This is a genomic window from Streptosporangium roseum DSM 43021 (genome assembly GCF_000024865.1).
Classification (GTDB): Bacteria; Actinomycetota; Actinomycetes; order Streptosporangiales; family Streptosporangiaceae; genus Streptosporangium; species Streptosporangium roseum.
Window position 1 is genome coordinate 5,552,042 of record NC_013595.1, and the last position, 25,675, is coordinate 5,577,716.

Annotated in this window: 25 protein-coding genes and 1 pseudogene; 18 read left to right on the forward strand and 8 right to left on the reverse strand. The window is 70.5% G+C overall.

Annotated elements, in window-relative coordinates; genetic code table 11:
* Window positions 1–435: 435 nt before the first annotated feature.
* The gene (locus SROS_RS24290) at window positions 436–1,866 is read right to left on the reverse strand and encodes a serine hydrolase domain-containing protein (RefSeq protein WP_012891559.1); all 1,431 of its coding nucleotides are present in this window, start codon (window positions 1,864–1,866) and stop codon (window positions 436–438) included.
* Window positions 1,867–1,996: 130 nt separating this feature from the next.
* Here SROS_RS24290 and SROS_RS52320 point away from each other — a divergent pair, with 130 nt between their 5' ends.
* Together SROS_RS52320 and SROS_RS24295 are read left to right on the forward strand one after the other, a co-directional pair.
* Window positions 1,997–2,338: a hypothetical protein gene (locus tag SROS_RS52320; protein WP_218919688.1), complete on the forward strand. Its 342-nt coding sequence runs from the start codon at window positions 1,997–1,999 to the stop codon at window positions 2,336–2,338.
* On the forward strand, window positions 2,334–2,585 hold the full coding sequence (locus tag SROS_RS24295) for a helix-turn-helix domain-containing protein (RefSeq protein ID WP_281048038.1): 252 nt from the start codon (window positions 2,334–2,336) through the stop codon (window positions 2,583–2,585). Before SROS_RS52320 ends, SROS_RS24295 begins: the two co-directional genes overlap by 5 nt.
* Before the next feature lie 104 nt (window positions 2,586–2,689).
* Here SROS_RS24295 and SROS_RS24300 read toward each other — a convergent pair whose 3' ends face one another.
* Window positions 2,690–3,250, reverse strand: a complete 561-nt coding sequence (locus SROS_RS24300) for a cysteine hydrolase family protein (protein ID WP_012891560.1) — start codon at window positions 3,248–3,250, stop codon at window positions 2,690–2,692.
* Window positions 3,251–3,424: 174 nt separating this feature from the next.
* On the opposite strand from SROS_RS24300, the gene SROS_RS24305 reads away from it, so the two are divergent.
* The 4 genes from SROS_RS24305 (at window position 3,425) to SROS_RS24320 (ending at window position 5,410) form a co-directional block, all read left to right on the forward strand.
* A complete protein-coding gene (locus SROS_RS24305) occupies window positions 3,425–3,787 on the forward strand; it encodes a DUF4405 domain-containing protein (protein WP_012891561.1) in 363 nt (120 codons plus the stop codon).
* A 186-nt stretch (window positions 3,788–3,973) separates the two neighbouring features.
* The gene (locus SROS_RS24310; RefSeq protein WP_012891562.1) at window positions 3,974–4,204 is read left to right on the forward strand and encodes a hypothetical protein; all 231 of its coding nucleotides are present in this window, start codon (window positions 3,974–3,976) and stop codon (window positions 4,202–4,204) included.
* Window positions 4,205–4,277: 73 nt separating this feature from the next.
* Window positions 4,278–4,859 (forward strand): helix-turn-helix domain-containing protein, encoded by a 582-nt coding sequence (locus tag SROS_RS24315; RefSeq protein WP_012887023.1) that lies wholly within the window; start codon window positions 4,278–4,280, stop codon window positions 4,857–4,859.
* Complete coding sequence (locus tag SROS_RS24320) at window positions 4,856–5,410, forward strand: transposase (RefSeq protein WP_012891563.1); 555 nt, start codon at window positions 4,856–4,858, stop codon at window positions 5,408–5,410. Before SROS_RS24315 ends, SROS_RS24320 begins: the two co-directional genes overlap by 4 nt.
* A 344-nt stretch (window positions 5,411–5,754) precedes the next feature.
* Here the strand turns inward: SROS_RS24320 and SROS_RS24325 are convergent, their stop codons facing one another.
* The gene (locus tag SROS_RS24325) at window positions 5,755–6,177 is read right to left on the reverse strand and encodes a MarR family winged helix-turn-helix transcriptional regulator (protein ID WP_012891564.1); all 423 of its coding nucleotides are present in this window, start codon (window positions 6,175–6,177) and stop codon (window positions 5,755–5,757) included.
* A gap of 87 nt (window positions 6,178–6,264) precedes the next feature.
* Here SROS_RS24325 and SROS_RS24330 point away from each other — a divergent pair, with 87 nt between their 5' ends.
* Window positions 6,265–7,263, forward strand: coding sequence for a quinone oxidoreductase family protein (locus SROS_RS24330; RefSeq protein ID WP_148269188.1), 999 nt, complete (start codon window positions 6,265–6,267; stop codon window positions 7,261–7,263).
* A gap of 128 nt (window positions 7,264–7,391) precedes the next feature.
* Here SROS_RS24330 and SROS_RS47790 read toward each other — a convergent pair.
* Window positions 7,392–8,329 (reverse strand): annotated as a pseudogene (locus SROS_RS47790) (IS5 family transposase).
* Between the two features lie 27 nt (window positions 8,330–8,356).
* On the opposite strand from SROS_RS47790, the gene SROS_RS24345 reads away from it, so the two are divergent.
* Window positions 8,357–9,091, forward strand: a complete 735-nt coding sequence (locus SROS_RS24345; RefSeq protein ID WP_012891566.1) for an aminoglycoside 3'-phosphotransferase — start codon at window positions 8,357–8,359, stop codon at window positions 9,089–9,091.
* A gap of 270 nt (window positions 9,092–9,361) precedes the next feature.
* Here SROS_RS24345 and SROS_RS24350 read toward each other — a convergent pair whose 3' ends face one another.
* Window positions 9,362–10,252, reverse strand: coding sequence for a LysR family transcriptional regulator (locus SROS_RS24350; RefSeq protein ID WP_012891567.1), 891 nt, complete (start codon window positions 10,250–10,252; stop codon window positions 9,362–9,364).
* Window positions 10,253–10,430: 178 nt separating this feature from the next.
* On the opposite strand from SROS_RS24350, the gene SROS_RS24355 reads away from it, so the two are divergent.
* The 9 genes from SROS_RS24355 to SROS_RS24395 are packed head-to-tail and all read left to right on the forward strand — an operon-like array spanning window position 10,431 to window position 20,189.
* Complete coding sequence (locus SROS_RS24355) at window positions 10,431–11,849, forward strand: APC family permease (protein ID WP_012891568.1); 1,419 nt, start codon at window positions 10,431–10,433, stop codon at window positions 11,847–11,849.
* Window positions 11,850–11,854: 5 nt separating this feature from the next.
* Window positions 11,855–12,808, forward strand: coding sequence for a 3-hydroxyacyl-CoA dehydrogenase NAD-binding domain-containing protein (locus SROS_RS24360; protein WP_012891569.1), 954 nt, complete (start codon window positions 11,855–11,857; stop codon window positions 12,806–12,808).
* Window positions 12,805–13,269 carry a thioesterase family protein gene (locus SROS_RS24365; RefSeq protein WP_012891570.1) on the forward strand — a complete coding sequence of 155 codons (465 nt, stop codon included), beginning with the start codon at window positions 12,805–12,807 and terminating at the stop codon, window positions 13,267–13,269. The genes SROS_RS24360 and SROS_RS24365 overlap by 4 nt, the downstream gene beginning before the upstream one ends.
* Window positions 13,266–14,225 carry an ornithine cyclodeaminase family protein gene (locus tag SROS_RS24370; RefSeq protein WP_012891571.1) on the forward strand — a complete coding sequence of 320 codons (960 nt, stop codon included), beginning with the start codon at window positions 13,266–13,268 and terminating at the stop codon, window positions 14,223–14,225. Before SROS_RS24365 ends, SROS_RS24370 begins: the two co-directional genes overlap by 4 nt.
* Window positions 14,226–14,263: 38 nt before the next feature.
* The gene (locus tag SROS_RS24375) at window positions 14,264–15,685 is read left to right on the forward strand and encodes an amidase (RefSeq protein ID WP_012891572.1); all 1,422 of its coding nucleotides are present in this window, start codon (window positions 14,264–14,266) and stop codon (window positions 15,683–15,685) included.
* Window positions 15,682–15,897: an FAD-binding oxidoreductase gene (locus tag SROS_RS24380; protein WP_043652817.1), complete on the forward strand. Its 216-nt coding sequence runs from the start codon at window positions 15,682–15,684 to the stop codon at window positions 15,895–15,897. Before SROS_RS24375 ends, SROS_RS24380 begins: the two co-directional genes overlap by 4 nt.
* Window positions 15,894–18,356, forward strand: a complete 2,463-nt coding sequence (locus SROS_RS24385) for a CoA transferase (RefSeq protein WP_012891573.1) — start codon at window positions 15,894–15,896, stop codon at window positions 18,354–18,356. Before SROS_RS24380 ends, SROS_RS24385 begins: the two co-directional genes overlap by 4 nt.
* A gap of 28 nt (window positions 18,357–18,384) precedes the next feature.
* Complete coding sequence (locus SROS_RS24390; protein ID WP_012891574.1) at window positions 18,385–19,311, forward strand: beta-keto acid cleavage family enzyme; 927 nt, start codon at window positions 18,385–18,387, stop codon at window positions 19,309–19,311.
* A complete protein-coding gene (locus SROS_RS24395) occupies window positions 19,308–20,189 on the forward strand; it encodes a nitrilase-related carbon-nitrogen hydrolase (protein ID WP_012891575.1) in 882 nt (293 codons plus the stop codon). The genes SROS_RS24390 and SROS_RS24395 overlap by 4 nt, the downstream gene beginning before the upstream one ends.
* A gap of 462 nt (window positions 20,190–20,651) precedes the next feature.
* Here SROS_RS24395 and SROS_RS24400 read toward each other — a convergent pair whose 3' ends face one another.
* A complete protein-coding gene (locus SROS_RS24400; protein WP_012891576.1) occupies window positions 20,652–21,395 on the reverse strand; it encodes an alpha/beta fold hydrolase in 744 nt (247 codons plus the stop codon).
* A 240-nt stretch (window positions 21,396–21,635) separates the two neighbouring features.
* Entirely contained in the window at window positions 21,636–22,031 is a 396-nt protein-coding gene (locus tag SROS_RS24405; protein WP_012891577.1) for a MerR family transcriptional regulator, read from the reverse strand.
* A 165-nt stretch (window positions 22,032–22,196) separates the two neighbouring features.
* Here SROS_RS24405 and SROS_RS24410 point away from each other — a divergent pair, with 165 nt between their 5' ends.
* Window positions 22,197–23,675, forward strand: coding sequence for an MFS transporter (locus tag SROS_RS24410; protein ID WP_245564245.1), 1,479 nt, complete (start codon window positions 22,197–22,199; stop codon window positions 23,673–23,675).
* A 136-nt stretch (window positions 23,676–23,811) separates the two neighbouring features.
* On the opposite strand, the gene SROS_RS24415 is transcribed toward SROS_RS24410, so the two are convergent.
* The gene (locus SROS_RS24415) at window positions 23,812–25,347 is read right to left on the reverse strand and encodes an endonuclease/exonuclease/phosphatase family protein (protein ID WP_012891579.1); all 1,536 of its coding nucleotides are present in this window, start codon (window positions 25,345–25,347) and stop codon (window positions 23,812–23,814) included.
* Between the last annotated feature and the right edge of the window lie 328 nt (window positions 25,348–25,675).

Below are 25,675 nucleotides of genomic sequence, written 5' to 3' on the forward strand. Positions count from 1 at the left end.
CCGCCACGCGAAAAATAATCCATGTGATCCGCACATGTGCTTATCGCATGCATGTCGCTGACCTCAAGGCGGCGCTGGAAGAGGCCGAGCAGAACGGCCGGCCGTCACCGTTACGGCCCGGGGGCTGAGGAACATCGGAGCCGAGTCGTGCGGCTGTACTCTGCGTGATCGCTCGCACGGAAAACCGAGATCCTTGTCGCAGACAGCCATGCGGAGTCAGCCATCCCCGAAGGTTCCCGTCCATGCCTCCACGGGGAGTGCGAGGCCAGAAGCCGCAGACACTCGGCAGGTATCTGCGGTCAATCGCGCCCGAAGGGGCTCGCCGCGAAAACGCATAGCAAGGACCTGCGCGGACATGGCTTGGCGCACGATCCGGTTCCGAGGTTCCTCAGACCCCATCCCGTAGCCAACACCTGCGCGCCCAGCCGACATCACCTACGCGACGTCGGGCCGTGTCATCAGCGGCGACCGCAAATGCAACGCCAGACCGGGGCCGGTCAGGGGCACGGTGCTCCACGTCGCCACCGCCGTCCCCGCGTCGGCGTCGACCACCAGCCGGACCCGGTGCGGGGTGGTGATGACGTAAATCTCGGCGACGAACGTGTCGCCCTGCCAGGCGCCGGCCGCGACGACAGGGCGGCCGAGCGGTGAGCTTTCCCGCCATTCGCCGTGGCCGACCTCGACGTTGAGGGACGCCCCGAGTCGCAGGAGCCATCCACCGTCCACGGGATCAACGATCACCGTGGTTCCGTCGGGCAGAGCCGAATCCTCGGCGGAGGCGTCGAGTCTCGCCTTGACGGAACGCTCCGGGGCGGCCGAACCCGGCACCGGCGCGAATGACAGCCGCCGCAGCCGATCGGCGAGGATCTCGTCGTCCCGGGTGCTTCCCGCGTGGTCCATGCCGGGCAGCAGGCACTCCCATATCGCGTCGAGCATCGCCTGTGCCTGCGTATGGGCGCCGGTCACGGCGACCACGAGATCGTGCGACGGGACGACCACGCATTGCTGGCCGAAGGAGCCGTCACCGTGGTAACCGTGACGCGACATCCAGAACTGGTAACCGTAACCGCAAAGGTAGTCGGCGTCCCCCGATCCGTCCTCGAATCGCAGGGTGTCGATGTGCCGTCTGGTCGCGAGCTCCACCCATTCGCGCGGGACGAGCCGCCGGTCGCCCCACAGGCCTCCGCGCAGCAGCAGTTCACCGAAAGCGGCGACGGCCTCGGTCGTGAGGTGCAGTCCGTGGAATCCGAAGGCGGCACCGCTCGCCACCCGATCCCATTCGGCGTGGTCGAGGCCCATCGGCTTGAAGAGGCGCTCGTCGAGCAGTTCCGGGAGGCCGCGGCCCGTGACCCGTTCCACCATCCGGGCCAGGAGGAAGGTGGTCGGATTGTCGTAGGCGTGCCGTGTTACCTCGGCCTCGGGAAACGGTACGCGCAGGAAGCCCTTCACCAGGTCGCCCGGTTCCAGTCGCCAGGCCTCGGCAAGGCTGTCCGTGCGGTGTCCGGCTGTCATGGACAGCAGGTGGTGCACGGTGAGGCGGCGTCCCTGCTCCGAGATGTCGGCCGGAACGTGGTCGGGCAACACGTCCACCACCCGATCGTCCAGCGAGAGCAGCCCGTCGGTGATCGCGAGCCCCACGGCGACCGAGGTGAACGACTTGGTCAGCGAGTAGAGAAGGTGCGGGCGTTCGGCCGAGTACGGCGCCCACCAGCCTTCGGCGACGACGTGACCGTGGCGTACGACCATGATGGAGTGACACTCGACGGATCGTGCTTCGAGCCGGTCCAGCAGCGCGGCGATCGAACGGGACGACATCCCCGAGGCGGCCGGTGTCGAGCGCGGCAGTAGGGAGCGCTGAGAAGGCATCCGGGCAACCTAACAAATCCACCAAATCCGCCCAATCGAATTACGGGACAGAGCCGCGAGTCTGCTTGGTGGAGTGCTGGGCGGTCATCGGGCAGACCGTGCTGGTGCACAGCGTCCGCTGGCGGCGGGCATGGTGCTGGCGGTAATCACCCTGCTGGTCTCGGGCGCCAGCACGTCGATCTGGCAGCTGGCGGCCGGGCGCTTCCTGGACGGGCCGGCGGGCGGGATGGTCGCGGTGGCGATCAACACCGCCCTCGGCCGGGCCTACATAGTGCTGGGCGTCTCCTCTGCCCTGATCAACGCCTGCCTGGCCGCGGGCTCGACCGACAACCGTCGGCTACGGCGCCGCATTCGGTCTGCTGCTCGTACCGTGCATCCTGGGCGCCCTGCTCGCCCCCCGCGCCCGCAGCGTGTGAGCCGAACCGAACCGTTTTCCCACGAAACGGTCGCCGCTCATTTATCAACCGATTGACGAGCAAGATCGATCAGAAGGGGTTCACGCCCGCAGCGCCCGGCCCGGCCGTCCGCCGGCCATGACCGACGGACAGGTCCGCCACGCCCGCGACCTGCTCAGCCGCCCGGACAACACCGTTGACTCGACCGCCAAGGCGCTGGGGGTCTCCAGGGATACGATCTACAAATACGTCCCCGAACTGAAGGGCGGCGGTCGGACCGCCCTCGCTGAGACGACGACCGCGCCCGTACTGCCCACCGAGTAGTCACGGAATCGCCCCAGGTCAGCGAGTGTCCGTTGTTTTCACTACGAGCACTACGGCGACTCCGCTGGGACGGACACCTGAACCGCCGCCCATTGAGCACCCACCTACCTGGACAGGTTCTCGGCCGCAGCGAAGACCACTTCGGACGCGGGCAGCACCCGGATGCTCCGCCCGGGGAAGTCGATGTTCCGGAAGATCTCGTTGTGGTGCGCGATCGACTGCCCCGGCGAGGCGTACTCGCCACCGTCGAGCCGGACGGACGTGGTGTGCCCGTCGGCGACCAGCACCAGGTCGTACCGGTGGCTCAGCGCCTGCCGCGCCGTGGTGTCCACACAGATCTCGGTCGCGAACCCGGTGACGACCACCTCGGTGACTCCCAGCACCTTCAGGACCTTGTCGAGATCGGTGTCCAGGAAGCTGTCCGGGCTGGCCTTGTGGACGACAGCCTCGTCGGCGGCGGGCGCGAGTTCGGGCACGATCCGCCAGCCCTCGGTCCCGGCTTCCATCCCGGCGCCCTGGTCTTGAATCATTACCACCGGTACGCCGGCGACTCTGGCCCGTTCACGCAATCCGGCGATCACGGCGACGGTCTCGGCGGCCCGGTAGGCGATGGCCACCGGGGCGTTCTGCATGTCGATGACGAGGAGCGCGGAAGTGTGTGACATGGGCTCACGGTAGCGCCCCCTCCGGGCAGCGACGTGATCACGAAGAATACGGCCCGCCATCTCAAGGGGGCCCGGTAGCAATGAAGGAATTTCCCCGGGATCGGTGTCATATCCCTCCCTTCGGCTTCCCCGAAACGAGATCGTTGCGTCCTGATATTTGGTGGAATACACCCGATGAGGATCGAGAAGACGCTGGTGAACGCGATGCTCGTCTGCTGTTCCGTGATTGTTCTGCTCACCGGCGCCTTCCTCGCGTTCTTCTACACACCGAGCGGCCGGGTGGTCTACGACGGCCCCTATGGGCCACTGCCCGGCATCGAGATGAGCGGGGCCTACGCCTCGGCGCTGCAGCTCAGCTTCGAAGTGCGCGGCGGCCTGTTCATACGGCAGCTCCACCAGTGGTCTTCGCTGATCTTCCTGATGGGGATCGTCCTGCGCACGATACTCAGCCGCGCGTTCCTCCAGGCGCTGCCCGGGATCGCGCTACTGGGGCTGGGCGCGCTCAACGAGATATGGCTGCACGGCCCGTCCCGGTGAATCCGGGCGTCGGGACGGAGGCGGTCCGCCTCGTGCCGCGCCAGGGCTCATGCCACCGGCCGCGAACGTGGGGGTCCTCTGCCGGTCGGGCGTAGGTGTCGTGCGGCGGCCCTGATCCTGGAGCCACGGGTGGACTCGTCCGCAAGCACCGGGGACGATATCCTCTCCCCCACTTCAGGAGGTCGGATGTCGCTCTGGAAGAAGATCGCCTTAGGTTTGGCGGCCGCTCTGGCGGTGTTGTTCTTCGTGCCGGGGGGCTGGAAGTTCCTGCTGCTCCTGCTGGCCGTCCCGCTGTTTGGAACCTACCTCTGGTGGCTGTGGCTCGGCGACAGCCACCCGTCGCGGCGGGACAAGGATCTCCCTCCGCCCGGCTCCCGCTGGGACAGCCGGACGGAACGGTGGCGGCAGCCGTACTAGGGCGACGTTCCTGAATGCGGCCGTACATCCCTGCCCGCCGACCTGGGGAGATGATGGTCTCAGGGGTATTGTCATGCCGAAACTGCTGTACGCGCGTCCGCCGGCGGACGCCGAAGAAGAGCGGCAGATCCGCAAACTGGCCGGGGCCCGCCATGCCCCGGCCGACTGGATCACGCGGGCGCAGATGATCGCCTTCAGCTGGCAGGGGCAGCGCACCAGCGCCATCGCGGCCAGGCTGGGCTGTCACATGCAGACCGTGCGCGAGCGGATCGAGCGCTTCAACGCCGAAGGCCTGGCCGGGCTCGGCGATCGGCCCGGGGCGGGCCGTAAACCCCGGCTCACCGAGATCGAACGCGGGTGTGTCATCGCCCTGGCGCGCTCGGCCCCGCCCGGACGACCGGTTCGCGAAGGGGCTGGCGACCTGGTCGCCGACGACGAGAGCGGTCCCGCGCAGTGGACTCTGGACAGCCTGACCGCCGCCGCCCGCGCGCAGGGCATCGTCATCGCCCGCAGCCAGGTCCGCCGGATCCTACTCACAGAGAAGGTCCGCTGGCGGCACACCCGCTCCTGGAGCGAATCGACCGATCCGCAGTTCACCCCAAAAGGGCCGAAATCATCGGCCTCTACACCCACCCGCCGCCCGGCACCACGGTGATCTGCGCCGACGAGCTGGGACCGGTGACCCCGCGCACCTTCCCGCCCGCACCCGGCTGGTCGGTCGGCGGGCATCGGATCAAGGACCGGCCGGAGTATTCACGCGGCACCGACAAGACCTGGGTCTACGGCGCGCTGCGCATCCGCGACGGCACCGAGCTCACCTTCTGCGCGCCCTCGCGCAACAGCGACGGCTGGATCCAGCTGCTTCAGCAGATCGCCACCGCCAACCGGCGTGGCCCGATCGTCGTCATCACCGACAATCTGTCCAGCCATTTCAGCTGGCGGGTCCGGCAATGGCTGGCCCGTCATCCGCGGATCCGCCAGGTGTTCATCCCGGTCAGGGCCTGCTGGCTGAACCTGGCCGAGGGCTGGTGGCGACTACTGCGCCGGGCCGCGTTCGCCGGGCAGACCTTCGCCGACGCCACCGAGATCGCCTACGCGGTCGCCCTCGCCACCGCCCAACTCAACGCCCACGCCCAGCCCTGGATCTGGGGACGGCCATCCCCGCAGCCCCGAATCCTCCGGCATAAGTTCGTCTACCTGCTTTAAGGAACGAAGCACTAGGGGGCAGACCAAGTACGGGAGAAAGGGACAGCCGTGCCTCTGGCCTCGGCACAGTAGGCGGCGGGGGCATGACCTTTCTCCTCGATTCCCCGTGGTCTGGAGGGCCGGTCGGCGAGGATGTCCGCGAAGACATAGCGCCTGGTTAGAGCGGGAGACGAGGAGCTTGCGGAAGGCGTAGCGTCGCCGACGTGACAGCTGACAGCATGCTCATCGTCGCAGAACATGCCTCCGTCGAGCTCCGCAGTGACCGCGAACAACCAGAGGCTGCTGCAGCCCGCACCCATGAAGCCGTTGGATCCACCTTGGTTGGGTGGGGCTGCGGGCGCGTGTCAGCCCAGTGCTTTGCGCAGCAGCGCCGTCAACTGATCCTGTTCGTCGGGTGAGAGTCGTCCGACCGCCGTGCGGGCGAAGGTGAAGGCTGTTGCGAACCGGTGGTTGATCTCGTCTCCTCGGGAAGTTCGCGCGACGAGTCGTGCGCGGCGGTCCCGGGGATTCGGTTCGCGGGTCACGAGGCCGAGCGCTTCGAGACGCGCGACGATCTGGGTGATGTTGGAGGCATCGCAGCCGAGCTCCTCGGCCAAGGCGCCCATACCGCGTCGCTCATCGAGTCGCCCGAGCACACATGCCTGTGCCGAGCTGAGCGACAGCTCGGCCGCGACCGCCTCGTAGGCGCGGTCGTATACGTTGACCAGGTCGAACAGGACGGCCTCGGCCTCGGACGAGGTGGCTACGGGTCCATTTGGCAGCGCCATGGCTCCCAGTTTAGAGCAGTTACTTGATTCCCTCAAATAGCTGTGGTCCAATAATCCTTGATTCACTCAAGTAAACGAGGAGAGCCGATGGACAGCAGAGTCGAGAGCACAGCGGATGGCGCGATCGTGGTGCCGCAGATGGACGCGATCGTCCTTGACCGGTTCGGCGGAGTCGACGAACTCTCGCCGCGCCGGATACCGCTCCCGGAGATCGGCGACGACGACGTCCTCATCCGGGTGGAGTTCGCAGGCGTCGCGTCCTGGGACGCGGTCGAGCGAGAGGGGGACTACGACGACGCTTTCGGCGTCGCCTCGGCCTTCCCCTATGTCCTCGGCTGGGACGCGGCGGGTACGGTGGCTGCGGTCGGACGCAACGTCACCCGGTTCGACGTGGGCGAGCGTGTCTACGCTGCGACGATGCCGGTGCGGCGTGGCGGCTTCTACGCCGCGTACGGCGTTGTTGAGGCGGAGTTCGTAGCGCGCGTGCCCGACCGGATGCCGACCGAACAGGCCGGCGCGATGGCTTGGGATTCCCTGACTGCACTGAGCGGCCTCGATCTGCTCGGCCTGCGGCCGGACGAGACGCTCATGGTCTTCGGGGCCGGCGGGGGTATCGGCCACATGGCCGTGCAGCTGGCGCGGCACAGCGGCATCCGAGTGTTGGCCGTGGCCTCTGGTGACGACGGTGTCGCCCTGGCCCGGCGGCTGGGCGCCGACGACGCCATCGACGGACGCAAAGTGGATGTGCTGGCCGCGGCGCTCGAGTTCGCACCAGGCGGGCTCGATGCGGCGCTGGTCACCGCGGGAGGCGAGACCGCCGAACGATCTCTTCGCGCGATCAAGAGCTCGGGACGGATCGCCTGGCCGAACGGTGTCCGGCCCGTGCCCGTAACGCCGCCGGGCGCGACGGTGTCCTACTACGACGGCGATCGTAGCCGCACCGCCACCGATCGGCTGAACGCGATCATCGAGGCGAGCTCTTTCGAGGTCCACGTCGCCCGGACCTTCCCGATGGAGCGAGTCAAGGATGCGCATCGCGCCCTAAACGATCACTACGTCGGGAAGCTGGCCCTCAAGGTCGGATAGGAAGCAACAAGCGGCCCGAGGCTCCGGCTGTCAACGGCATCAACGCCGCTCAGCCTTCCTGACACGCTGGTAGCGGACGAGGGCCGGGCGTTTCAGATCGGGGCGCTAGAGCCTGTTTCAGAAGTGGATCACAGCCACTCGTTGATAGCGGCGATGGTCACGGTGGCCTCGTATCGGACGGCGAGCTTGTCGTACCTGGTCGCGACGGCCCGGTGGCCTTTGATCCGGTTGATGCCGCATTCCACGGCGTAACGGTCACGGTAGTCGATCGTGCAGAACGTGGGCGGTCGACCGCCTCGGCTGCCCCGGTTCTTGCGGTGGCGGACCTGATCGGCCTTCTCCGGGATCGTGCACGCGATGCCGCGCCTGCGCAGGTAGGCGCGGTTGGCGCGGGAGCCGTACGCCTTGTCGGCACGGACCTTGTCGGGACGCACGCGCGGGCGTCCCGGCCCCAGCCGGGGCACACCGATCCGTTCCAGCACGGGCTGGAACTGGGAAGAATCCCCACGTTGACCGGCAGTGATAATCAGCGATAACAGCTTCTGGCCCTGCTCGACGGCCAGATGCAGCTTGGTGGTCAGCCCACCCCGAGAGCGGCCCAGCCCGTGGTCGGCGCGTTCGACGTCGACGCCGCCGGGAGGCTCTACCTGCAGCTCCCCCTTTTACGCGTACCAGCGGCGTGCCGGTACGCGCGGGTGCCCGTGGAATCCACGCTCACCTCCCAGATGATCAGGCCCTTGGCATCCACTCTGGCCTGCAACTTCTTCAAGATCCGCGCCCAGGTGCCGTCCCGCTGCCAACGCCGGAACAGCCCGTACGCCCTCTCCCACTCGCCATACCGGACGGGCACGTCCCGCCACGGCGCACCCTTCCGTGTCCGCCACCGAATCCCACCGATGAGCTGCCGTTTCGTCCACTTCGGCGGCCTGCCCGGCTTCTTCCCGACCGGCAGCAACAGCTCCAGGACCGCCCACTGCGCGGCGGTCAAATCCCCACGAACCACCCAAAGACCATCCCAGAAGTCCTGTCTCGTTGAACCTGAGGCATGGTGTGAAGCACCTGCGATGCATCAGACTGGATCAGAATGTGATCTATGCAGCTCCCAGAACAACTTCGCCAGCTGATCGAGCAGGACGCCTCCTGGTCGACTGATCACGAAGGAGCCAGTGGTACGGCCCTGCGGGTCATCTCGGGATCGAAGGTCTTCTACGTCAAGCACGGACCCCTCGCCAGAGCCGAGCACTTGCGCCTGCGCTGGCTTCACGGACGCGTCCCCATCCCCGAGGTGGTCGCCTTCGAAGACCCCGCTCTCGTTCTTGCCGACGTAGGCGCTCCGTCCCTGGAAGCCGCCGCGCCCGCCGACGTAGGCGCCGTGCTGGGCCGGACGCTGCGCATGCTGCACGAGTTGCCCATCACCGAGTGCCCCTTCGACGGCCGACTGCCGGCGGTTCTCGAACGCGCCGGCGCCAATGTCCGCGACGGCCTCGTGGACCCGGACGACTTCGACACCGACCATGTCGGGCTGACCCCTGAGGCGATCTACGAACGGCTGCTGGTCACGCGCCCGCGCGTCGAGGACCTCGTCGTCGCGCACGGGGACTACACCCCCTCCAACGTGCTGCTGCCTGCCTCGGGAGAGCCCGTGGTCATCGATGTCCCGGCGCTGGGTGTGGCCGACCGGTACCGCGACCTCGCCATCGTCCACAGGGATTTGTCCGAGGACCATGGCCCGGCGGCCTGGGAGGGGTTCCTTTCCGCCTACGGCCTCGTCGACCACATCGAGGAAGAGCGGTTGTACTACTACCGGCTGCTGGATGAGCTTCTCTGACCCAGGACAGTGATCAGGCCGCAGATCGGTGAGACAACGGCAAGACACCTCGTGATCGATGAGATTGCCTCAGCTTCGACGAGACAGGACACCGGAAGTCAATCACTCATGTGATCTATTTCTGGAACAGGCCTTAGGACAGGTGCGGACTTCGGAGCTTCAGATGGGCTGAAGGCTTCGGATCCACAAGATGGCTCCGCGTAGATGGAGTCCCACGAGGTAGATGTCGGGAGGCTTGCCGGAGCGGAAGGCCGGCCGGCGGCCGGCCCGTCACTCCGGACCGCACATCTGCCGCGCGACCAGCTCGGCGAACTCGACGGCGGGCGGCTCGAGGTCGGCCCACGACCGCGCGGCCCAACCCGCGGTCGGTCCGGGCAGCTCCGGGATCGGCACCAGCCGGAGCGCGGGGTGAACCGACGACGCCCAATTGGGATTGGGAACGGTCGCCACGACGGCTCGGCTCACCCCCAGCTCGGCGAGCATCAGCGCGGTGTCCCAGTCCGAGACGGCCTGGGACGGGAGTACGCCCTCGCCGAACACCGCTTCGAGCCGCCCCCGGGAGCTGGACGACACCGGCAGCACGATGTTCGGGATGTCGGCGAGCTCGGCCGCGCTCAGACTCGCCCGCGCCGCCATCGGGTCGTCGCGATTGACCGCCAGCGACCACTGCAAATCGACTATCGGACGCAGCTCGACGTCGGCGATCGGGCCGCTGATGGAGATCAAGGCGATGTCGGCGCGGTTCGCGGCCAGGTCGGCGAGGCACGCCCGGCTGGTCGGCTGCGTGCGCAGGGTCAGCTGCATGCCAGGGTGGCGACGGCGCAACTCCAGGATCGCCTCTGGCATGAAGTGCCGAACGGTGGCGGCCCCCGAGCTGACCCGCACCTCCCCCGCGCCGCCGGCCGCCAGCGCGCGCAGCTGTAGCGCCGCCGCGTCGATCCGGCCCACTCCGGCGACGGCCGCATCACGCAGCAACCGCCCGGCCGACGTGGGCAGCACGCCGCGCGGACGCCGCTCGAGAAGGCTCAGGCCGAACTCCCGCTCCAGGCGGCGCACGTGCTGGCTCACCGCCGACTGGCTGCACGACAGGGCCCGCGCGACCGCGGTGAAGCTGCCCCGCTCGCAGACCTCGACGAACACTCGTAGATCATCCAGCGTCATAGGTAGAAGCTAACACTTATGGGTCAGCAACAAAATATGAGAATTGACTTCCCTTAAATAGGGGACGACGATTCCTACCACGCCGCAACACAACTTCTTCGCGGCTAGCTCTCCGCCGCCACTCAGACGCGGACCGGAGTGATCGCCTTCTGGGCAACGGCGACGGAAGGAAACCGTCATGTCCGAACCTCCTACCCGCATCGAAAAACCCCCGCAGCACTTTCACCGCGTGATGACCTGGCGGGACGCGTTCTCGCTGGCGATCACGCTGCCCGCCAGCGCCTTCGCACTGGTCGGCTACTGGACCGGCGCACTCGGCGCGTGGGCGGCCGTCACGCTGCTCGCCGTATCGGGGCTGCTCGCGATCTGCCAGAACTTCGTGTACGCCGAGATGGCGGCCATGTTCCCGGACAAGCCCGGAGGCATCGCACTGTACGCCTCGGCCGCCTGGGGCGGTCGCAGCCGTCCGCTCGGCGCTCTCGCTTCGGCGGGTTACTGGATCGGATGGTCATTCGGCCTGGCCGGGAACGCGCTCGTGGTCGGTGAGCTGATCGAGGCGCAGTGGTTCCCCCGGGCCGGGACGCTGGAGGTCGGCCCGCTGCACCTGGGCGGCGCACACGCCGTCGCGGTGGCCGCGCTGGTGCTGGTGTGGCTGCTCAACACGGCCGGGATCCGGCCCGCGGTCCGGCTGAGCACGATCGTCAACACCCTGGTGCTGGTGGTGCTCGCGGTGGCCGCCGCGACGGCGCTCCTCACCGGGAACCTGCACCTGGACCGGCTGACCTGGGGCCTCGGCGGCGACGGCCAGTCGCCGTTCGTGGTCGCGTGCGTGTGGCTGTTCCTCATGGGCTGGACCGTCTACGGCACCGAGATCGCCGCCACGTTCACCCCGGAGTACCGCAACCCGCGCTCGGACGCTCCCCGGGCGCTCATCTCGTCGGGCATCGCCGCGCTGGCCGTGTTCGTGCTGATGCCGGTGCTCGCCGCGGGCACGACGGGCGAGGCAGCCATCACGGCCGAGCCTCTCGGGTTCACCGTCGTGATGTTCGAGAACCTGTTCGGCGGTGCCGGCTGGCTCGCCGTGGTGGTGCTGTGCCTGGCCATGCTCAACCTCATGTCGGTGGCGACCGCTGACAGCGGACGGGCTCTGCACGGCATGGCGGTCGAGGGACTGACCGTCCGCAGCCTCGGTGTCCTCAACTCCGCGGGCATGCCCGCCCGCGCCATGACCGCCGGGCTGCTGGTCAACGTCGGCCTGGTCGTGTTCATCGGCAACCTGCTGGGCGTCGTGTTCGCCTCGAACATCGGCTACATGATCGCCGTCGTCGTCGCGCTCTGCGGCTACGTGCTGCTGCGGCGGGCGAACACGACCCCTGACCGGGCGTTCCGGCTGCACCGGTGCTGGGTGTCGATCGCCGCCGCTCTCGCCGGGATCAACCTCCTGCTGCTGGTAGTCGCCGCATTCAACCCGGAGCTGACCGGCTACGGCAGCTGGCGCGACGAGCTGATCGGGTTCGGCGTGCTGGCCCTGGCCATGACCCTCTACGCCGCTCGCCGTCTCGGCGATCGGACCCCGACCTACAAGAACCCGAGGTAATGAGCATGTGGCAACCGTCCATCGCACCCGGCGCCGTCGACCGGATCGCCTGTGTGGGAGCCGGCGTCATCGGCGGCGGCTGGGTGGCACACTTCCTGGCCCGCGGCCACCGGGTCACCGCGTGGGACCCCGCTCCCGACGCCGAGGACCGGCTACGCCGGCTCGTCGACGCCGCATGGCCCGCGCTGGAGGCGCTCGGGCTCGCCGACGGCGCCGCGCGCGACCGTCTCACGGTCGTCGGCACGCTCGAAGAGGCCGTCGCCGACGCCGATTTCGTGCAGGAGAGCGCGCCGGAGGACCTCGCGCTGAAGTCCGATCTGCTCGCCCGCATCGACGCCGCGGCGCCCGTCGGCATCGTGATCGGCTCGTCGACGTCCGGATACCGGATGACCGACATGCAGGCTGCCGCCGCGCACCCCGAACGCCTCGTCGTCGGCCACCCGTTCAACCCGCCCTACCTGGTGCCGCTGGTCGAGGTCGTCGGAGGGGAACGCACGCACCCGGCCGCGGTCGCCTGGGCCGAGGAGTTCTACACACTGGCCGGCAAGACCGTGATCGTGATGGACCGCGAGGTACCCGGGTTCATCGCCAACCGCCTGCAGGAGGCGCTGTGGCGAGAGGCGCTGCACATGCTCGCCGCCGGCGAGGCCACCGTCGCCCAGATCGAGACCGCCGTGACCGCAGGCCCCGGGCTGCGCTGGCCGTTCCACGGCCCGTCCACCACCTTCCACCTGGCCGGCGGCGAGGGTGGCATGGCGCACGCGCTCGACCACTTCGGCCCGGCGCTGGAGTACCCGTGGACCCGGCTGGCGAGCCCGGCTCTGACCGGCGACCTGCGGGAGGCGCTGGTGACGGGGGCTGCTCAGGTCACCGGCGGCCGGTCCACCGCGGACCTGATCGCCGAGCGGGACCGGCGGCTGATCGCGGTCCTGCGGGCGCTGCGGGAGGTGCAGGCATGACCGGTGCCCTGAGCGACTCGCCCGCCGTTACGCCGCTGCACCGGTCCGTCCGGGACGAGTGGATCGACGCCAACGGGCACCTCAGCGAGGCGTACTACGTGCTGGTGTTCGGAGAGGCCACCGAGCACGCGATGGCGCACGTGGGGATGGCGCCGGCCTACCGCACCGAGACAGGGTGCTCGCTGTTCACCGTGGAGGCCCACCTGCGCTACCTCGACCAGGTGCTGCCGGGCGAGCGGCTCGAGGTGCGCACGATGGTGATCGGAGTGGACGCGAAGCGGCTGCTGCTGTGGCACGAGATGACCGCCGGCGGCCGGCTGCGGGCCACGGCGGAGGTGCTCGGCGTCCACGTCGACATCCCGAGCGGCAGGTCCCGTCCCTTCCCTGACGGGGTGCGCGCCGCCGCCGAGGCGCGGCTCCGGCCAGTGCCGCCGGCCGCGGGCCGGGTGGGGCGGCGATGAGACTGCTCACCGCGACCGACGTGTACGCCCTGCTCGACCCGGACGCGGCGATCGCGACCCAGCGGGCCGCGTTCACGGCGCTGGCCACCGGCGACGCCTGGCAGCCGGACAAGATCGGCGGCGGTCCTGACGGCGCGCGCTCCACCGTCTTCTGCTACGCCGCCCGCCTGGACGCGGCGACCGGCCCGGTGTCGAAGTTCGGCAGCGTCAACCCCGGTAATCCCGCGCTGGGCCTGCCCTCGATCCACGCCGTGCTGGTGGTGCTGCACCCCGAGACCGGTGCGCCCGTCGCGGTGCTGGACGGCGGCGCCGTCACCACACTGCGGACGTCGGCGGCGAGCGCGGTGGCGGTCGCGGAGCTGGCTCGGCCCGGCGCGACCCGGCTCGCGGTGCTCGGTGCGGGCACCCAGGGGCGCGCCCACGTCCGCGCGATCTCCCGGGTGCTCTCACTGAGGGACGTGGCCATGTGGTCCCCGGTCGCCGCGGAGCGCGAGCAGGCCGCCCGCGAGCTGGCGGCCGGCGGGTATCCCGTCCGCGCCGCCGCCGACGTGGCCGGCGCGGTGGCCGAGGCCGACGTCGTGGTCTGCGCGACGCTCGCCACCGAGCCGATCCTTCCGCCCGCGCTGCTGCGCCCAGGCGTCACGGTGGTGAGCATCGGCTCCTTCGAGAAGCACCGCCGCGAGATCGGCACGGACCTGCTGGCGGCGAGCGCCGCAGTCGTCGTCGACCACGTGCCGACCGCCCGCGCCCACGCAGGGCCGGTGGTCGCCGCCGAGCGGCCGATGGAGCTGCTGGCGCTCGGCGAGGTGCTGACCGGACGCGCGACCGCGCGCCGGCACCCGGACGACCTGGTGACCTACCTGAGCGTCGGCCTCGGCGTGCAGGACGCCGCCGCCGCGTGGCACGTCGTCGAACGCGCCGAGGCGCTGCGGGCCGGGCAGGAAGTCGCCTGGTGACCCGGGCCATGCCGACCACAACGAGATCGGAGTACCCGATGGACGAACTGCACCACATATCGGCGGCGGACGCGCTGCGCGCCTTCCGCTCCCGGCAGCTGTCGCCGGTCGAGCTGACCGAGGCGGTGATCGCCCGCGCCGAACGGACCGAGCCGGTCGTCAACGCGCTGTGCCACCGCTTCTTCGATGAGGCGCTGCGGCAGGCCAAGCGGGCCGAACGCCGCTACGCAGGCCAGGACGGGCCGCCGCGGCCGCTGGAGGGGCTGCCCACCGTCGTCAAGGAGGACGAACCGGTTACGGGGCACCCCTGGACCCAGGGGTCGCTACGGTATCGCGACGTCGTCGCCGGGCACACCTCGCTCTTCGTCCGGCGCCTCCTCGACGCCGGCGTGATCGTGCACGCCCGGAGCACGGCGTCGGAGTTCGCTTCCGCCGCGTTCACGCACTCGGCGCTCTGGGGCGTCACCCGCAACCCGTGGAACCCGGAGTTCTCCCCCGGCGGCTCGTCGGGCGGCTCGGGCGCGGCGCTCGCCGCCGGGTCGACGGTGCTGGCGACGGGATCGGACACCGCGGGCTCGATCCGGGTGCCCGCCTCGTTCAGCGGTGTGGTCGGGTTCAAGCCGCCGCACGGCCGGGTACCGGTGGACCCGCCCTATCACCTCGACACCTACGTGCACTCCGGTGTGCTGGCCCGCACCGTCGCCGACGTCGCACTGATGCAGAACGTCGTGGCCGGGCCCCACCCGGGGGACGTCGGCTCGCTGCGGCCCCGTCACGTCCTGCCGGATCCCGCCGAGCTTGGCCGCGACCTGCGCGGGATGCGGATCGCCTTGTCCGAGGACCTCGGTGACTGGGCGGTCGACCCGGAGGTCCGCCGCAACACCCGGGAGTTCGGCGAGCGGCTGCGAGCGGCCGGGGCCCGCGTCGAGGAGGTCGCGCTCCCGGTGCCGCGGGCGCAGGTGCTGCGCGCGGCGGCCATCCACTTCCACCACGGATTCGGCGCCGCCGTCGCGGCCGACGGGCGCAAGCCCGGCGCCCCTCTCACCCCGTATGCGCAGGCGTTCGCGCGGTGGGCGGCCGAGGGCGCCGCCGGCGCCGGCGTGCTCGACGGATTCGCGATCGAGTCCGACCTTTACCGGCCCGTCGGCGAGCTGCTCGAGCGGTTTGACGCGCTCGTCTGCCCGACCGCGGCCACCCGTGGACTGGTGGCGGGCGAGGACTACCTCGACCACGGCCCGGAGGTCGACGGCGAACGGCTCGGGCACTACCTGGAGTCGCTGCTCGCGCTCCCGTTCAACATCATGAACCGCTGCCCCGTGCTGGCCGTGCCGTCCGGCGTCGCCGACAACGGGGTGCCCACCGGGGTGCAGATCGTCGGGCGGCCGTTCGACGACACCACGCCGTTCCGTGTCGGGGCGGCGGTCGAGCAGCGGCCGCACTGGCCGGAGGTCGGGACGTGAGCGCGCCGGACTCCGACGTGGCCGTCATCGGCGCCGGCGTGGTCGATGCCTCCGTCGCCTGTCACCGCGCCCGCGCGGGCGTGCGGGTCGCCATGCTCGATCCGGAGCCGGGCGGGGGCGCCTCCGTCGGGCACGGGCAGCCGGGTATGACACTCGCCCCTGCAATCGGCGTGCTGATCGCCGCCGACCTCACCGCAAGGAGCCGCGGATGAGCTCGCCGCTGCACGGCATCCGCGTCCTCGACTTCGGCCAGTACGTCGCCGGCCCGGCCGTGGCCCTGCTCCTCGCCGACCTGGGCGCCGAAGTGATCCGCATCGACCCGCCCGGCGGTCCGCGGTGGGCCTCCCCCGCGGCCGCCGCGCTCAACGCGGGCAAGAAGAGCATCGTGCTGGACCTGACCGAGCCCGCCGACGTCACGACCGCCCGCCGGCTGGTGGCCGGCGCCGACGTGGTGGTCGAGAACTTCCGGCCCGGTGTCATGGCCCGGTTCGGGCTCGGACCGGAGGACACGCTCGCGCTCAACCCCCGGGTGATCCACCTGTCGCTGCCCGGCTTCGCCGCGGCCGACCCGCGCCGCGACCTACCGGCCTGGGAGGGGATCGTGCTGGCGGCCACCGGCGGCTTCACGGACATGGGACTGAACCGGATCCTCATGGGCGTCAACCCGTCCTACACGCCGCTGCCGCTGGCCTCGGCCTACGCCGCCGCGCTCGGCGCGCTCGCGGTCGGCGTCGGGCTGGTCGCCAGGCGGCGCACCGGCCGCGGCGACGCGTTCGAGGTGCCGCTCGCCGAGGCCGTGCTGGAAGGGCTGGCGTTCAACTCGCTGGCCGTCTCCGACCTCCCCCCGCGCTACCTCTCGCTGCGCGAGCACGAGATCGCCCGCCGCCGTGCCGCCGGGGAGCCGATGGACCTCACCTACGCGCAGCTGCAGGAGCTCCTCGATCCGTTCTACCGCAGCTACCGCTGCCAGGACGGCAGGCTGTTCTACCACTGCTGCCCGGCTCACCGCACCCACGCGATCCGGTCGCTGCAGCTGCTCGGCATCTGGGACACCGTCCGCGCGGAGGGCATCCCGGTGGTCGACCCCTACCTGTCCACCGACCGCCGGCCCGACGGCGCGGACTGCACGCTGCTGGCCTACCCGCTCTCCGCCCGCTGGGCGGCGCGGCTGTCGGAGCTGATCGCGGCCGCCTTCCGGCGGCACCCGGCGCTGGAGTGGGAACGGCGCTTCGACGCGGCGGGCATCCCGGGGGCCGCCCACCGCAGCAGTCTGGAGTGGCTGCGTTCGGAGCATCCGCGCGCGGCGGGGCTCGTCGCCACCGTCGACGATCCGGTCCACGGCGAACTGACCGTTCCCGGGCCCGTCGTCTGGACCGAAGGCACCCCGCCCGGCCGCCGGCCCGCCCCCGCGCTCGACGCCGACCGGGCCGCGATCCTCGCCGACCTGCCGGCGGGGCCGCCGGCACCGCCGCCCGACCCACCGGCCGCGCCAGGCGGGCTCCCGCTGGCCGGCATCCGCATCCTCGACGTCACCAACGTCATCGCCGGGCCGATGATCGCCGCGACCCTCGCACGGTTCGGCGCCGAGGTCGTCAAGATCGATCCACCGACGCCGGGCTTCGACCCGTACCACGCCGTGGTCATCGGCATGCACGCCCAGCGCGGCAAGCGCAGCGTGCTGGCCGACCTGCGCACTCCGGCCGGTCGTGAGGTGCTCGACCGGCTGCTGCCCACCGTCGACGTCGTCACGTTCAACGGCAGCGAGCGCCAGCTCGGCGAGCTCGGCCTGGACCCGCAGCGGCTGCGGGACATCCGGCCGGGGATCGTGCTCGTGCGGGTGGACGCCTATGGCGGGCCGGGTCACGGGCCGCGCAGCCACGCGGCGGGCTACGACGACAACGTGCAGGCGTGCACCGGGATCATGACCCGGTTCGGCGGCGGCCCGGACACCCCGGAGGAGCACGCGCACCTCGGGACGATCGACGCCCTCGCCGGGTTCTGCGGCGCCTTCGCCGTCGTCGCCGCGCTGGCCGGACGCGGCGAACACGCCCCGGTGATGCGCACCTCCCTCGCCGCCGCCGGGCAGCTGCTGCAGATCCCGTTCCTCTTCGACGGCGCGGGCCGCGACGACGTGCCGGAACCGGCCGGGCCGGACGTGCTCGGCGAGCACGCGGGATACCGGTGCTATCCGGCCGCGGACGGCTGGTTCTTCCTCGCGGGCCCGGCCGAGGTGGTGGCGACCGTGCTCGGTCTCGACACGGCCGCGCCGCAGGACCTGCTCGCCGCGCGGTTCCGGGAACGCCCGGTCGAGGCGTGGGCCGAGCTGCTCGGCCCGCACGGGGTCGCGGTGCAACGGATCGAGCACATCGCCGCCCTGCGCTCCCGCGGGCTGGTACGGGAGAGCGCCGGGCCCGTCCCGCTGCGCGGCTCGGCGGTGTTCGTCCGCCATGACCTGCACCCCAGCGGCCGGGAGACGGACCTCATCGCCCCACAGGCCGTCCGGCCCCGGCACGCGGCGGTGCGGATGCCGTCCGACGCCCCGCGCTACGGCGCGCACACCCGCCAGGTGCTCGCCGAGCTCGGCTTCACACCCACCGAGATCGAAACGATGGCCGCCGACGGCGCGATCGCCGACGGCTGGACCGCCGACCACACCTACCTGCCCACCTGAACCACACCCGATCCGGAAGGAGCGCCCGATGCGCGCACCATACGACCCCATCGTCCTCACCGCCGCCGTCACCGGAGGCGACGTCCTGCCCAGCCAGAGCCCCGCCGTCCCGTGCGGGCCAGAAGCGATCACCGAGGCGGCCGTGGCGGCCGCGCGGGCCGGCGCCACCGTCGTGCACCTGCACGCACGGGAGCTCGACGGCCGCCCGACGGGCTCGGCCTCGATGTTCAAGGAGATCGTCACCGGCGTGCGCGAGCAGTGCGACGTCGTCATCAACATCACCACCGGCGGGTCCGTCGACATGACACCCGACCAGCGCCTGGAGGGCGTCGTGGCCGTGGCACCGGACATCGCGACGCTCAACCTCGGCACGATGAACTTCGAGGGCTTCCCGACCCGTTCCCGGTGGCCGCAGGTGCGCCACGACTGGGAGCGGCAGGTGCTGGAGCAGTCCGGGTCGGTGGTCTTCACCAACACGCTCGCCACGATGCGCCGGTTCGCCACGACGTTCCGCGAGCTCGGGGTGACCCCGGAGCTGGAGATATACGACCTGAGCCACCTGTCGATGGCCCGGTTCCTGCTCGACGAGGGCACGCTCACCGGACCGATCCGCATCCAGTTCGTCCTCGGCGTGCTCGGCGGCGCCGGCAACAGCCCGCACGACCTGTTCGCGCTGCGCGAGGCGGCCGGCCGCATTCTCGGGCCCGACCTGGCCGCCGTCAGTGTCGCCGGCGTCGGCTACCCGGCGGAGCTGCGGCTCGCCGCGGTCGCCGCCGCGTCCGGGATGGACGTCCGGGTGGGGATCGAGGACAACCTGCGCATCCGGCGCCGCCGCCAGGCCGCCGACTCGGCCGAGCTCGTCGCGGCCGCAGTGGCGATCGCCGACCAGCTGGAGCGCCCGATTGCCACCCCGGAACAGCTGCGCGCCGAGCTCGCCGCGGTGCGCCCGTCATGAGCACCCTGCGGATCGCGTGCCTGCAGAGCGCGGGCCACGGCCGTGACGTCGAAGCCAACCTGGCCGAGCTGGACTCGGCCGCGGCCGCCGCGGCGGCCGCGGGCGCGGAGCTGCTCGTCACCCCGGAGATGTTCGTGACCGGGTACGACGTCGGGGACGTCGCCGAGCTCGCCGCCCTGCCACTGACCGGGCGGGTCGCCGCCATCGCGGCCGCCCGCGGCATCGCGGTCGTCGCGGGTCTGCCCGCCGTCCTGCCGGGCGGGGGCGTCGGCAACATGGCAGTCGTCGTCGACGACGGCGGCAGGGTGCTGGCCAGCTACGCCAAGGCCCATCTGTTCGGCGAGATCGACCGCCGGTTCCACGCGGGAGAGGCACCAGCGGCTGTCTTCGACCACCACGGCGTGCGGTGTGCTGTCATGATCTGCTTCGATTCGGAGTTCCCGGAGTCCGTGCGGGTCGCGGCGCTTGCGGGCGCGCACGTGGTGCTCGTGCCGACCGCCAACATGCATCCCTACGGCGCCATCAACGAGCACGTGATGTGGACCCGGGCCTGGGAGAACAAAGTCCACCTCGCCTACGTCAACCGGTGCGGTGCCGAAGGTAGGACCGCGTACGTCGGCCGCAGCCGCATCATCGGTCCGGACGGCACCGAGCTCGCGGCCGCCGGCACCGGGCCCGACCTCGTGTGCGCCACGATCGACACCGACGCCGTTGACAGTGCCCGGGCCGCCTTCGACTACTTGTCCGAGCGCCGGCCGGCGCTCTATGGCACGCTCGCCGTCCCCGCTGAGTATGAGGGGAACAGCGGAGAGCAGGAGCAGGCTACGGAAACCGACGCCGGCACCGGCGAAGCGGCCGGTAAGGGCGGCGACATGTGAGCTGCACCGGAAGCGGTTACCGGCTGGGGCGGCGCAGGAGGAGACATAGGGCGGTCGGATGCTTCCACACGAAGGAGGTCGCTGTCGCTGATTCCCTGATCGTTTCATGGGAGCGTTTCAAAGCATCAGTCGTTTGAATCGACTTGTGAAGCGGCATCGGGGCGAGAACGCCCCGGACGGCCGGACGCCGGAAGGCTGTTTCATGAGCCCTCGCCCATGAAACAGCTCCGGGGGACCACCACCGCGCCGGGCTGACCACCGGCGCCGGCATCTGCCGCCCGCTCGCAGCGTCGGATCGAGGTCGTGGACGGGTGATCCCCTACGGCTCGACTCCCGGTAGCTCGCTACTTTCTCCTGAGACCGCCGCAGTTCCGCCGCGAACTGGATAAACGCGGAGTCCTCTCCCCCAGCGGACGCCGTGGCGCACCGACCCCATCGTGAACTCCGGATGATCTCGGCGGTTCATGCGAGGTTGGCGCGAATCCAGCCTTCGACGCGCGCGTTGAACCACTCGGGGTATTGCAGCGGCAGTCCGTGGCCTGCGTGCTCGTGAACGATCAGCTCGCTCTTCGAGTGGTCATGGCCGAGCTGCCGCATCCCCTCTCGGAGTGCTCGTGGTTCCTTCGCTCCGGCCAGGAGCAGGACGGCTCCGGGGAACCGCCGCCAGGCCGATGGCGTGCGGAACTCCGCATTGGCCCGGGTCAGCGCGATCAGGCTCTCCTTGGGCAGGGTCTTCGAGGTGCGGATGTAGTCGTCGAGGAGATCGTCCGGGATGTACAGCGACTTCGCTTGGAGCTTGGCGAACCATGTCTGCCGGGCGAGCGGTGCGGTGAGCCTGACGAGCCAGTGGCTCAGGCTCGGCAACGGTATGCCCCGAGTCAGCGCGCTGGTGATGACCACGCGTGTGACCACCTCGGGATGGGAAGCGGCCAGTTCGAGCGCAAGCTGCGCACCGAGCGAAAAACCTGCCACAGTGACGTCCGTGCCGGCGGGGAGCTGCCCGAGGTAAGCGGCGAGCTCGGCGACAACCGCCGCGCTCGTCGTGAAGGCCGTGTCATGGCTGTGGCCGTGACCGGGAAGATCAGGCACAAGGACGCGATAGCGCGGTCCGAAGTGGTCGATCTGCGCATCCCACATCCAGCCGGCGACGCCGCCCCCGTGGATGAGCAGCAGGACAGGACCAGCGGCATTGCCGGTTTCTCGCATGTACAAGGCAGGTGCCCTTTTCTGGGATCGAGGTTGTCGGAGACAACAACGTTTGTACGGTGGAGCCGCGGCCCTGCGATGTGATGCGCTCGATCGTACTGCCGGACCGGTTCAGCAAGCACCCGCTGCCCTCGCGGCGTAGGCCGGGCCCCGCCGGGGAAGAGCACCCGCTGTGCAGCGCGGCCCCGCGGCCGGTGACGGCCGGCACCGGCAGCCCGTGCGCCTGCCGTACCGGATCCGTCAGGACGCCGGGGTGAGCATGGCGCGGGCGGCCTGCTCGGCCTCGGGGGGTGCGGTGGCGATGACCGCGTCCAGGATGGTGCGGGCGCTCTCCAGTTCGTGGATGGCGGCCTGAATGCGGGTGCGTTCGCGGTGGAGGTCGAGCAGGAGTTCTGGGCAGTCGGCGATGAGAGCGTCGCCATCCTTGCCCATGCAGGGCAGCAGGTCGGCGATGGTGATCGTGGACAGGCCGGCGGCGAGCAGGCTGCGGATGTGGCGGACGGTCGCGACGTCCGATTCGGCGTACTCGCGGTAGCCGCTGGGTTTGCGCTCGGGGTGGAGGAGGTCCTGTTCCTCGTAGTAGCGCAGGAGGCGCCGGTTGACCCCGGTGCGGCGTTCGAGCTCCCCGATGCGCATGTTTCCTCCGGCGTACGGCTTGACTGTCACATCAATGTGACAGTTTAGCTTGGCCGCATGACATTGCCATCCAAACGAGAAGTCGCAGGTCGGCGACCGGATGTCGCTGGTGCGCGGCAGTGGGCCGGGCTCGCGATGCTGGCTCTGCCCACATTGCTGTTGGCCATGGACGTCACAGTGCTCTACCTCGCAGTGCCGCGTTTGGCGGCCGATCTACGACCCAGCGGCGAGCAGATGTTGTGGATCACCGACGTCTACGGGTTCATGATCGCCGGATTCCTCGTGACGATGGGGGCGCTGGGCGACCGGATCGGGCGACGCAGGCTGCTGATGTGGGGAGCCGGGGCGTTCGGCATGGCCTCGGTGGCCGCCGCGTACGCCCCCAGCGCGGAGGCGCTGATCGCCGCCCGGGCGCTGCTCGGGATTGCGGGGGCGACGCTGATGCCCTCCACGCTGGCGCTGATCAGCAACATGTTCCGGGACGCGCGGCAGCGGGGAACCGCCATCGGCATCTGGGCGGCGAGCATGTCCGGCGGAGTCGCCCTGGGGCCGGTGGTCGGCGGGGCGCTGCTGGAATCGTTCGGGTGGGGGGCGGCGTTCCTGATCGCCGTGCCGGTGATGGCGCTGCTGCTGGTGGGCGGGCCGCTGCTGCTCCCGGAACACCGTGACACCGCCGCCGGGCGGCCCGACCTGGTCAGCGTCGCGCTTTCCCTGATCGCGATGCTGACGATCGTGTACGGCGTCAAGCTGCTGTCCCACGGGGGCGACCCGGTCCTGAGCGGCGGGATCGTTCTGGCCGGTCTGGCCGCCGGAGCGGTGTTCTGGCAGCGGCAGCGCGGACTCGCCGACCCGGTGCTCGACGTGGCGCTCTTCCGGAATCGCGCCCTCACCGGCGCCCTGCTCGTCCTGCTCCTGGGCCTGGCCGCCACCGCCGGCACGTACCTGTTCGTCACGCGGTTCCTCCAGGGAGTCGAGGGCCTGTCCCCGCTGGCGGCGGGCCTGTGGCTGGTGCCCTCGTCGGTCGCTATGATCCTCACCTCCCTGGTCGCCCCCATCCTGGTACGGCGGCTGCCCGAGCGGGTCGTGGTCGCCGGGTCCCTGGCGGTATCGGCGGCCGGTTTCCTCCTGCTGGCCCTGCTCGACCAGGCGGCCGGGCTCCCCCTCCTGATCGCCGGTATCGTCGTCGTCTACGTCGGCCAGGGCCCGATCATGACGCTGGGCACCGACCTCGTTGTCGGCTCCGCCCCGCCCGAGAAGGCCGGATCCGCCGCGGCCATGTCCGAAACGAGCACCGAACTCGGCCTGGCCCTGGGCGTGGCCGTCCTGGGCAGCGTCGGAGCCGCCGTCTACCGTCAGGCCGTGCCCGCCGCGCTTCCCGCCGACCTCCCGCCGGAGGCGACCTCCGCCGCCCGCGACTCGATCGAGGCCGCGGTCACCGCCGTCGCCCATCTTCCGCCGGCCCAGGCGGGAGCCGTACTCGCCCTCGCCCGGGAGGCGTTCACCGCAGGCCTCAACCTCGTCGCCGGGATCGGCGCAGTCGCCACCCTGGCCCTGGCCGTACTCGCCTTGGTGGCCCTCCGCAGACGGCCACCGGTCGCCGAACCCGCCCCCGCCGAGACGGCGGAGGTTCTCGGCCGGGCCTGAGGCCGGCCGCGGCCGGGGAGGACACCCACCTCCCGGGATAGGCGGTCGCCCTGGTGGAACGCGGCGGGCCGGTGCCACCGCGACCGGCACGGTGACCGCCACGGTCCGGCGCCGGGGCCGTGAACGCGGAGTCCGGTCAACGGACGGCGAACGTGGTCAGCACGGCGGCGTGGTCGGAGGTCCAGGCGTTGTCTTTGTGGTTCGGAATCGGTGCCGGGGTGCCCTCGACGACCGCGTCGGACGACTTCACCTTGAGATCGCCCTTGTAGTGGACGAAGTCGATGCGATCCTGCGGCTCGGGCTCCCCCTTGTGGCCGTCGTGATCGTACCCGCCGGTGAACGTGGTGTAGATCGGCGACCAGGTGATGCCGGGGTCGGCGACCGGATCGGGGTGGGCCACGCGGTAGGAGTCCTTCATCCCGGACTGCTCGGGAGCGACCGAGGTGGGCCAGGACACGGAGTCGTAACCGCACTTCCTGGTCTCCGCAGTCCAGTCGAGGTGCGAGGGGGCGTTGAAGTCACCGGTCAGCAGGACGGGTGTACGGCTCGCGTCCGCGAGGTCGCCGGACATGGCCGACATGATCTCCTGGATCTGGCGCGTGCGCTTCGACTCGGCCTCCCTGGCCATCAGCCGCTCGACGCCCCACTTTCCGAAGCACGCATCGTAGGGGCCGTAAGGGGTGTAGCCGAGGTGCACGTTCCAGACGGCCACCTCGTGCCGGTCGTCCAGCCTGATCTTCGCGTTGATCCCCGCCAGGCCCGACTCGGAGGGCAGCGGCCCGCGCGAGACGATCGGGTACCGGCTGACGATGCCCAGGTCCGCGCCCGCCTGGTAGTGGTCCCAGCCGAGCGCCTCGGCCAGTTCCTTGGCGGACGTGGACGACGTCTCCTGCATGCCGACCACGTCGACGTCGCGGTCGAGCAGGAACTTCAGCTGCTTCTCCCTGCCGCCCTTGACCTGGCTGCCGCCGTGCCACAGGTTCCAGGACATGGTCCTGAGCTCGGGCACCAGCGGCCCGCCCGGCGGCCGTACGCGGACGCCGACCGTGGCGGTGGCGCTCTCGCCCGCCTGGTTGCGCGCCTCCACCGTGAAGGTGGCCGTCTTCGCCGACGTCGACGCCGGCGGCGTGCCGGTCACCGTGCCGTCCTGGCCGACCCGCACCCAGGCCGGGCCGTCCGCCTTCCGGAAGCTCGCCTCGCCGCGGACCGTGCCCTTGACGGTGGCCGTGTACGGGGACTTGGCGCGGGCGTTGCGCAGGGTGAATGCGCGGGTCACGAAGTGGAGCGGCTCGCTGCTCGCGATCTTCACCTTCGCGGGTGCCGCCAGCCACTCGTAGCCGTCCTTGGCCAGGGCGTAGGTGACGTAGTCGCCCGGTTCGAGCCCGTCGGTGGGCAGGGTGGCCGTACCCGAGCCGGAGGGGATGTACACCCACTTCAGCGAGGGACCGACGTACTTCTGGTCAACGGGCCCGTTGCCCGGGTCGGCGTAGAGGCCGATCCAGTTCTTGGAGTCGGGGCGCGGCGTGGAGTAGGACAGCTCTATGGGGTCACCCGCCTTCACGCTCGCCGTCCGGAGCGAGAGCGTGCCGTCAGGGGTACCGGCGTGGGCCGGGATGGCGGGCAGGGCCACGGCGGCCAGCAGCCCGATGGTCAAGGTCAGGAAACGGGACATTGAAGATCCTTATTCGCTAATAGGTCGAAAGAAGGATCTAGTACGTGATAGACCGCAAGATTGCCGCAAACTGACCAGAAGCGATCTTTTTGGGAACGCGTGGTCGCAGGGCTCCGTGACGACGCGGGTGCACCCGCGGCTCTGCTCGTCGCCGGACGTCCAGCCTCGCCCGCTGCGCGCACAGCCCGGCCGGACCGATCGGCAGCGCACTGGGAACGATCCACCACGACCGCGCCGAGCGCGGGGCGGGCCAGCGGGAGTGCCACTCTGGCGAAGGTGCCGAAGCGGCCCAGCCCGTCGACGCGGGCGGCCTCCTCCAGCTCGCCGG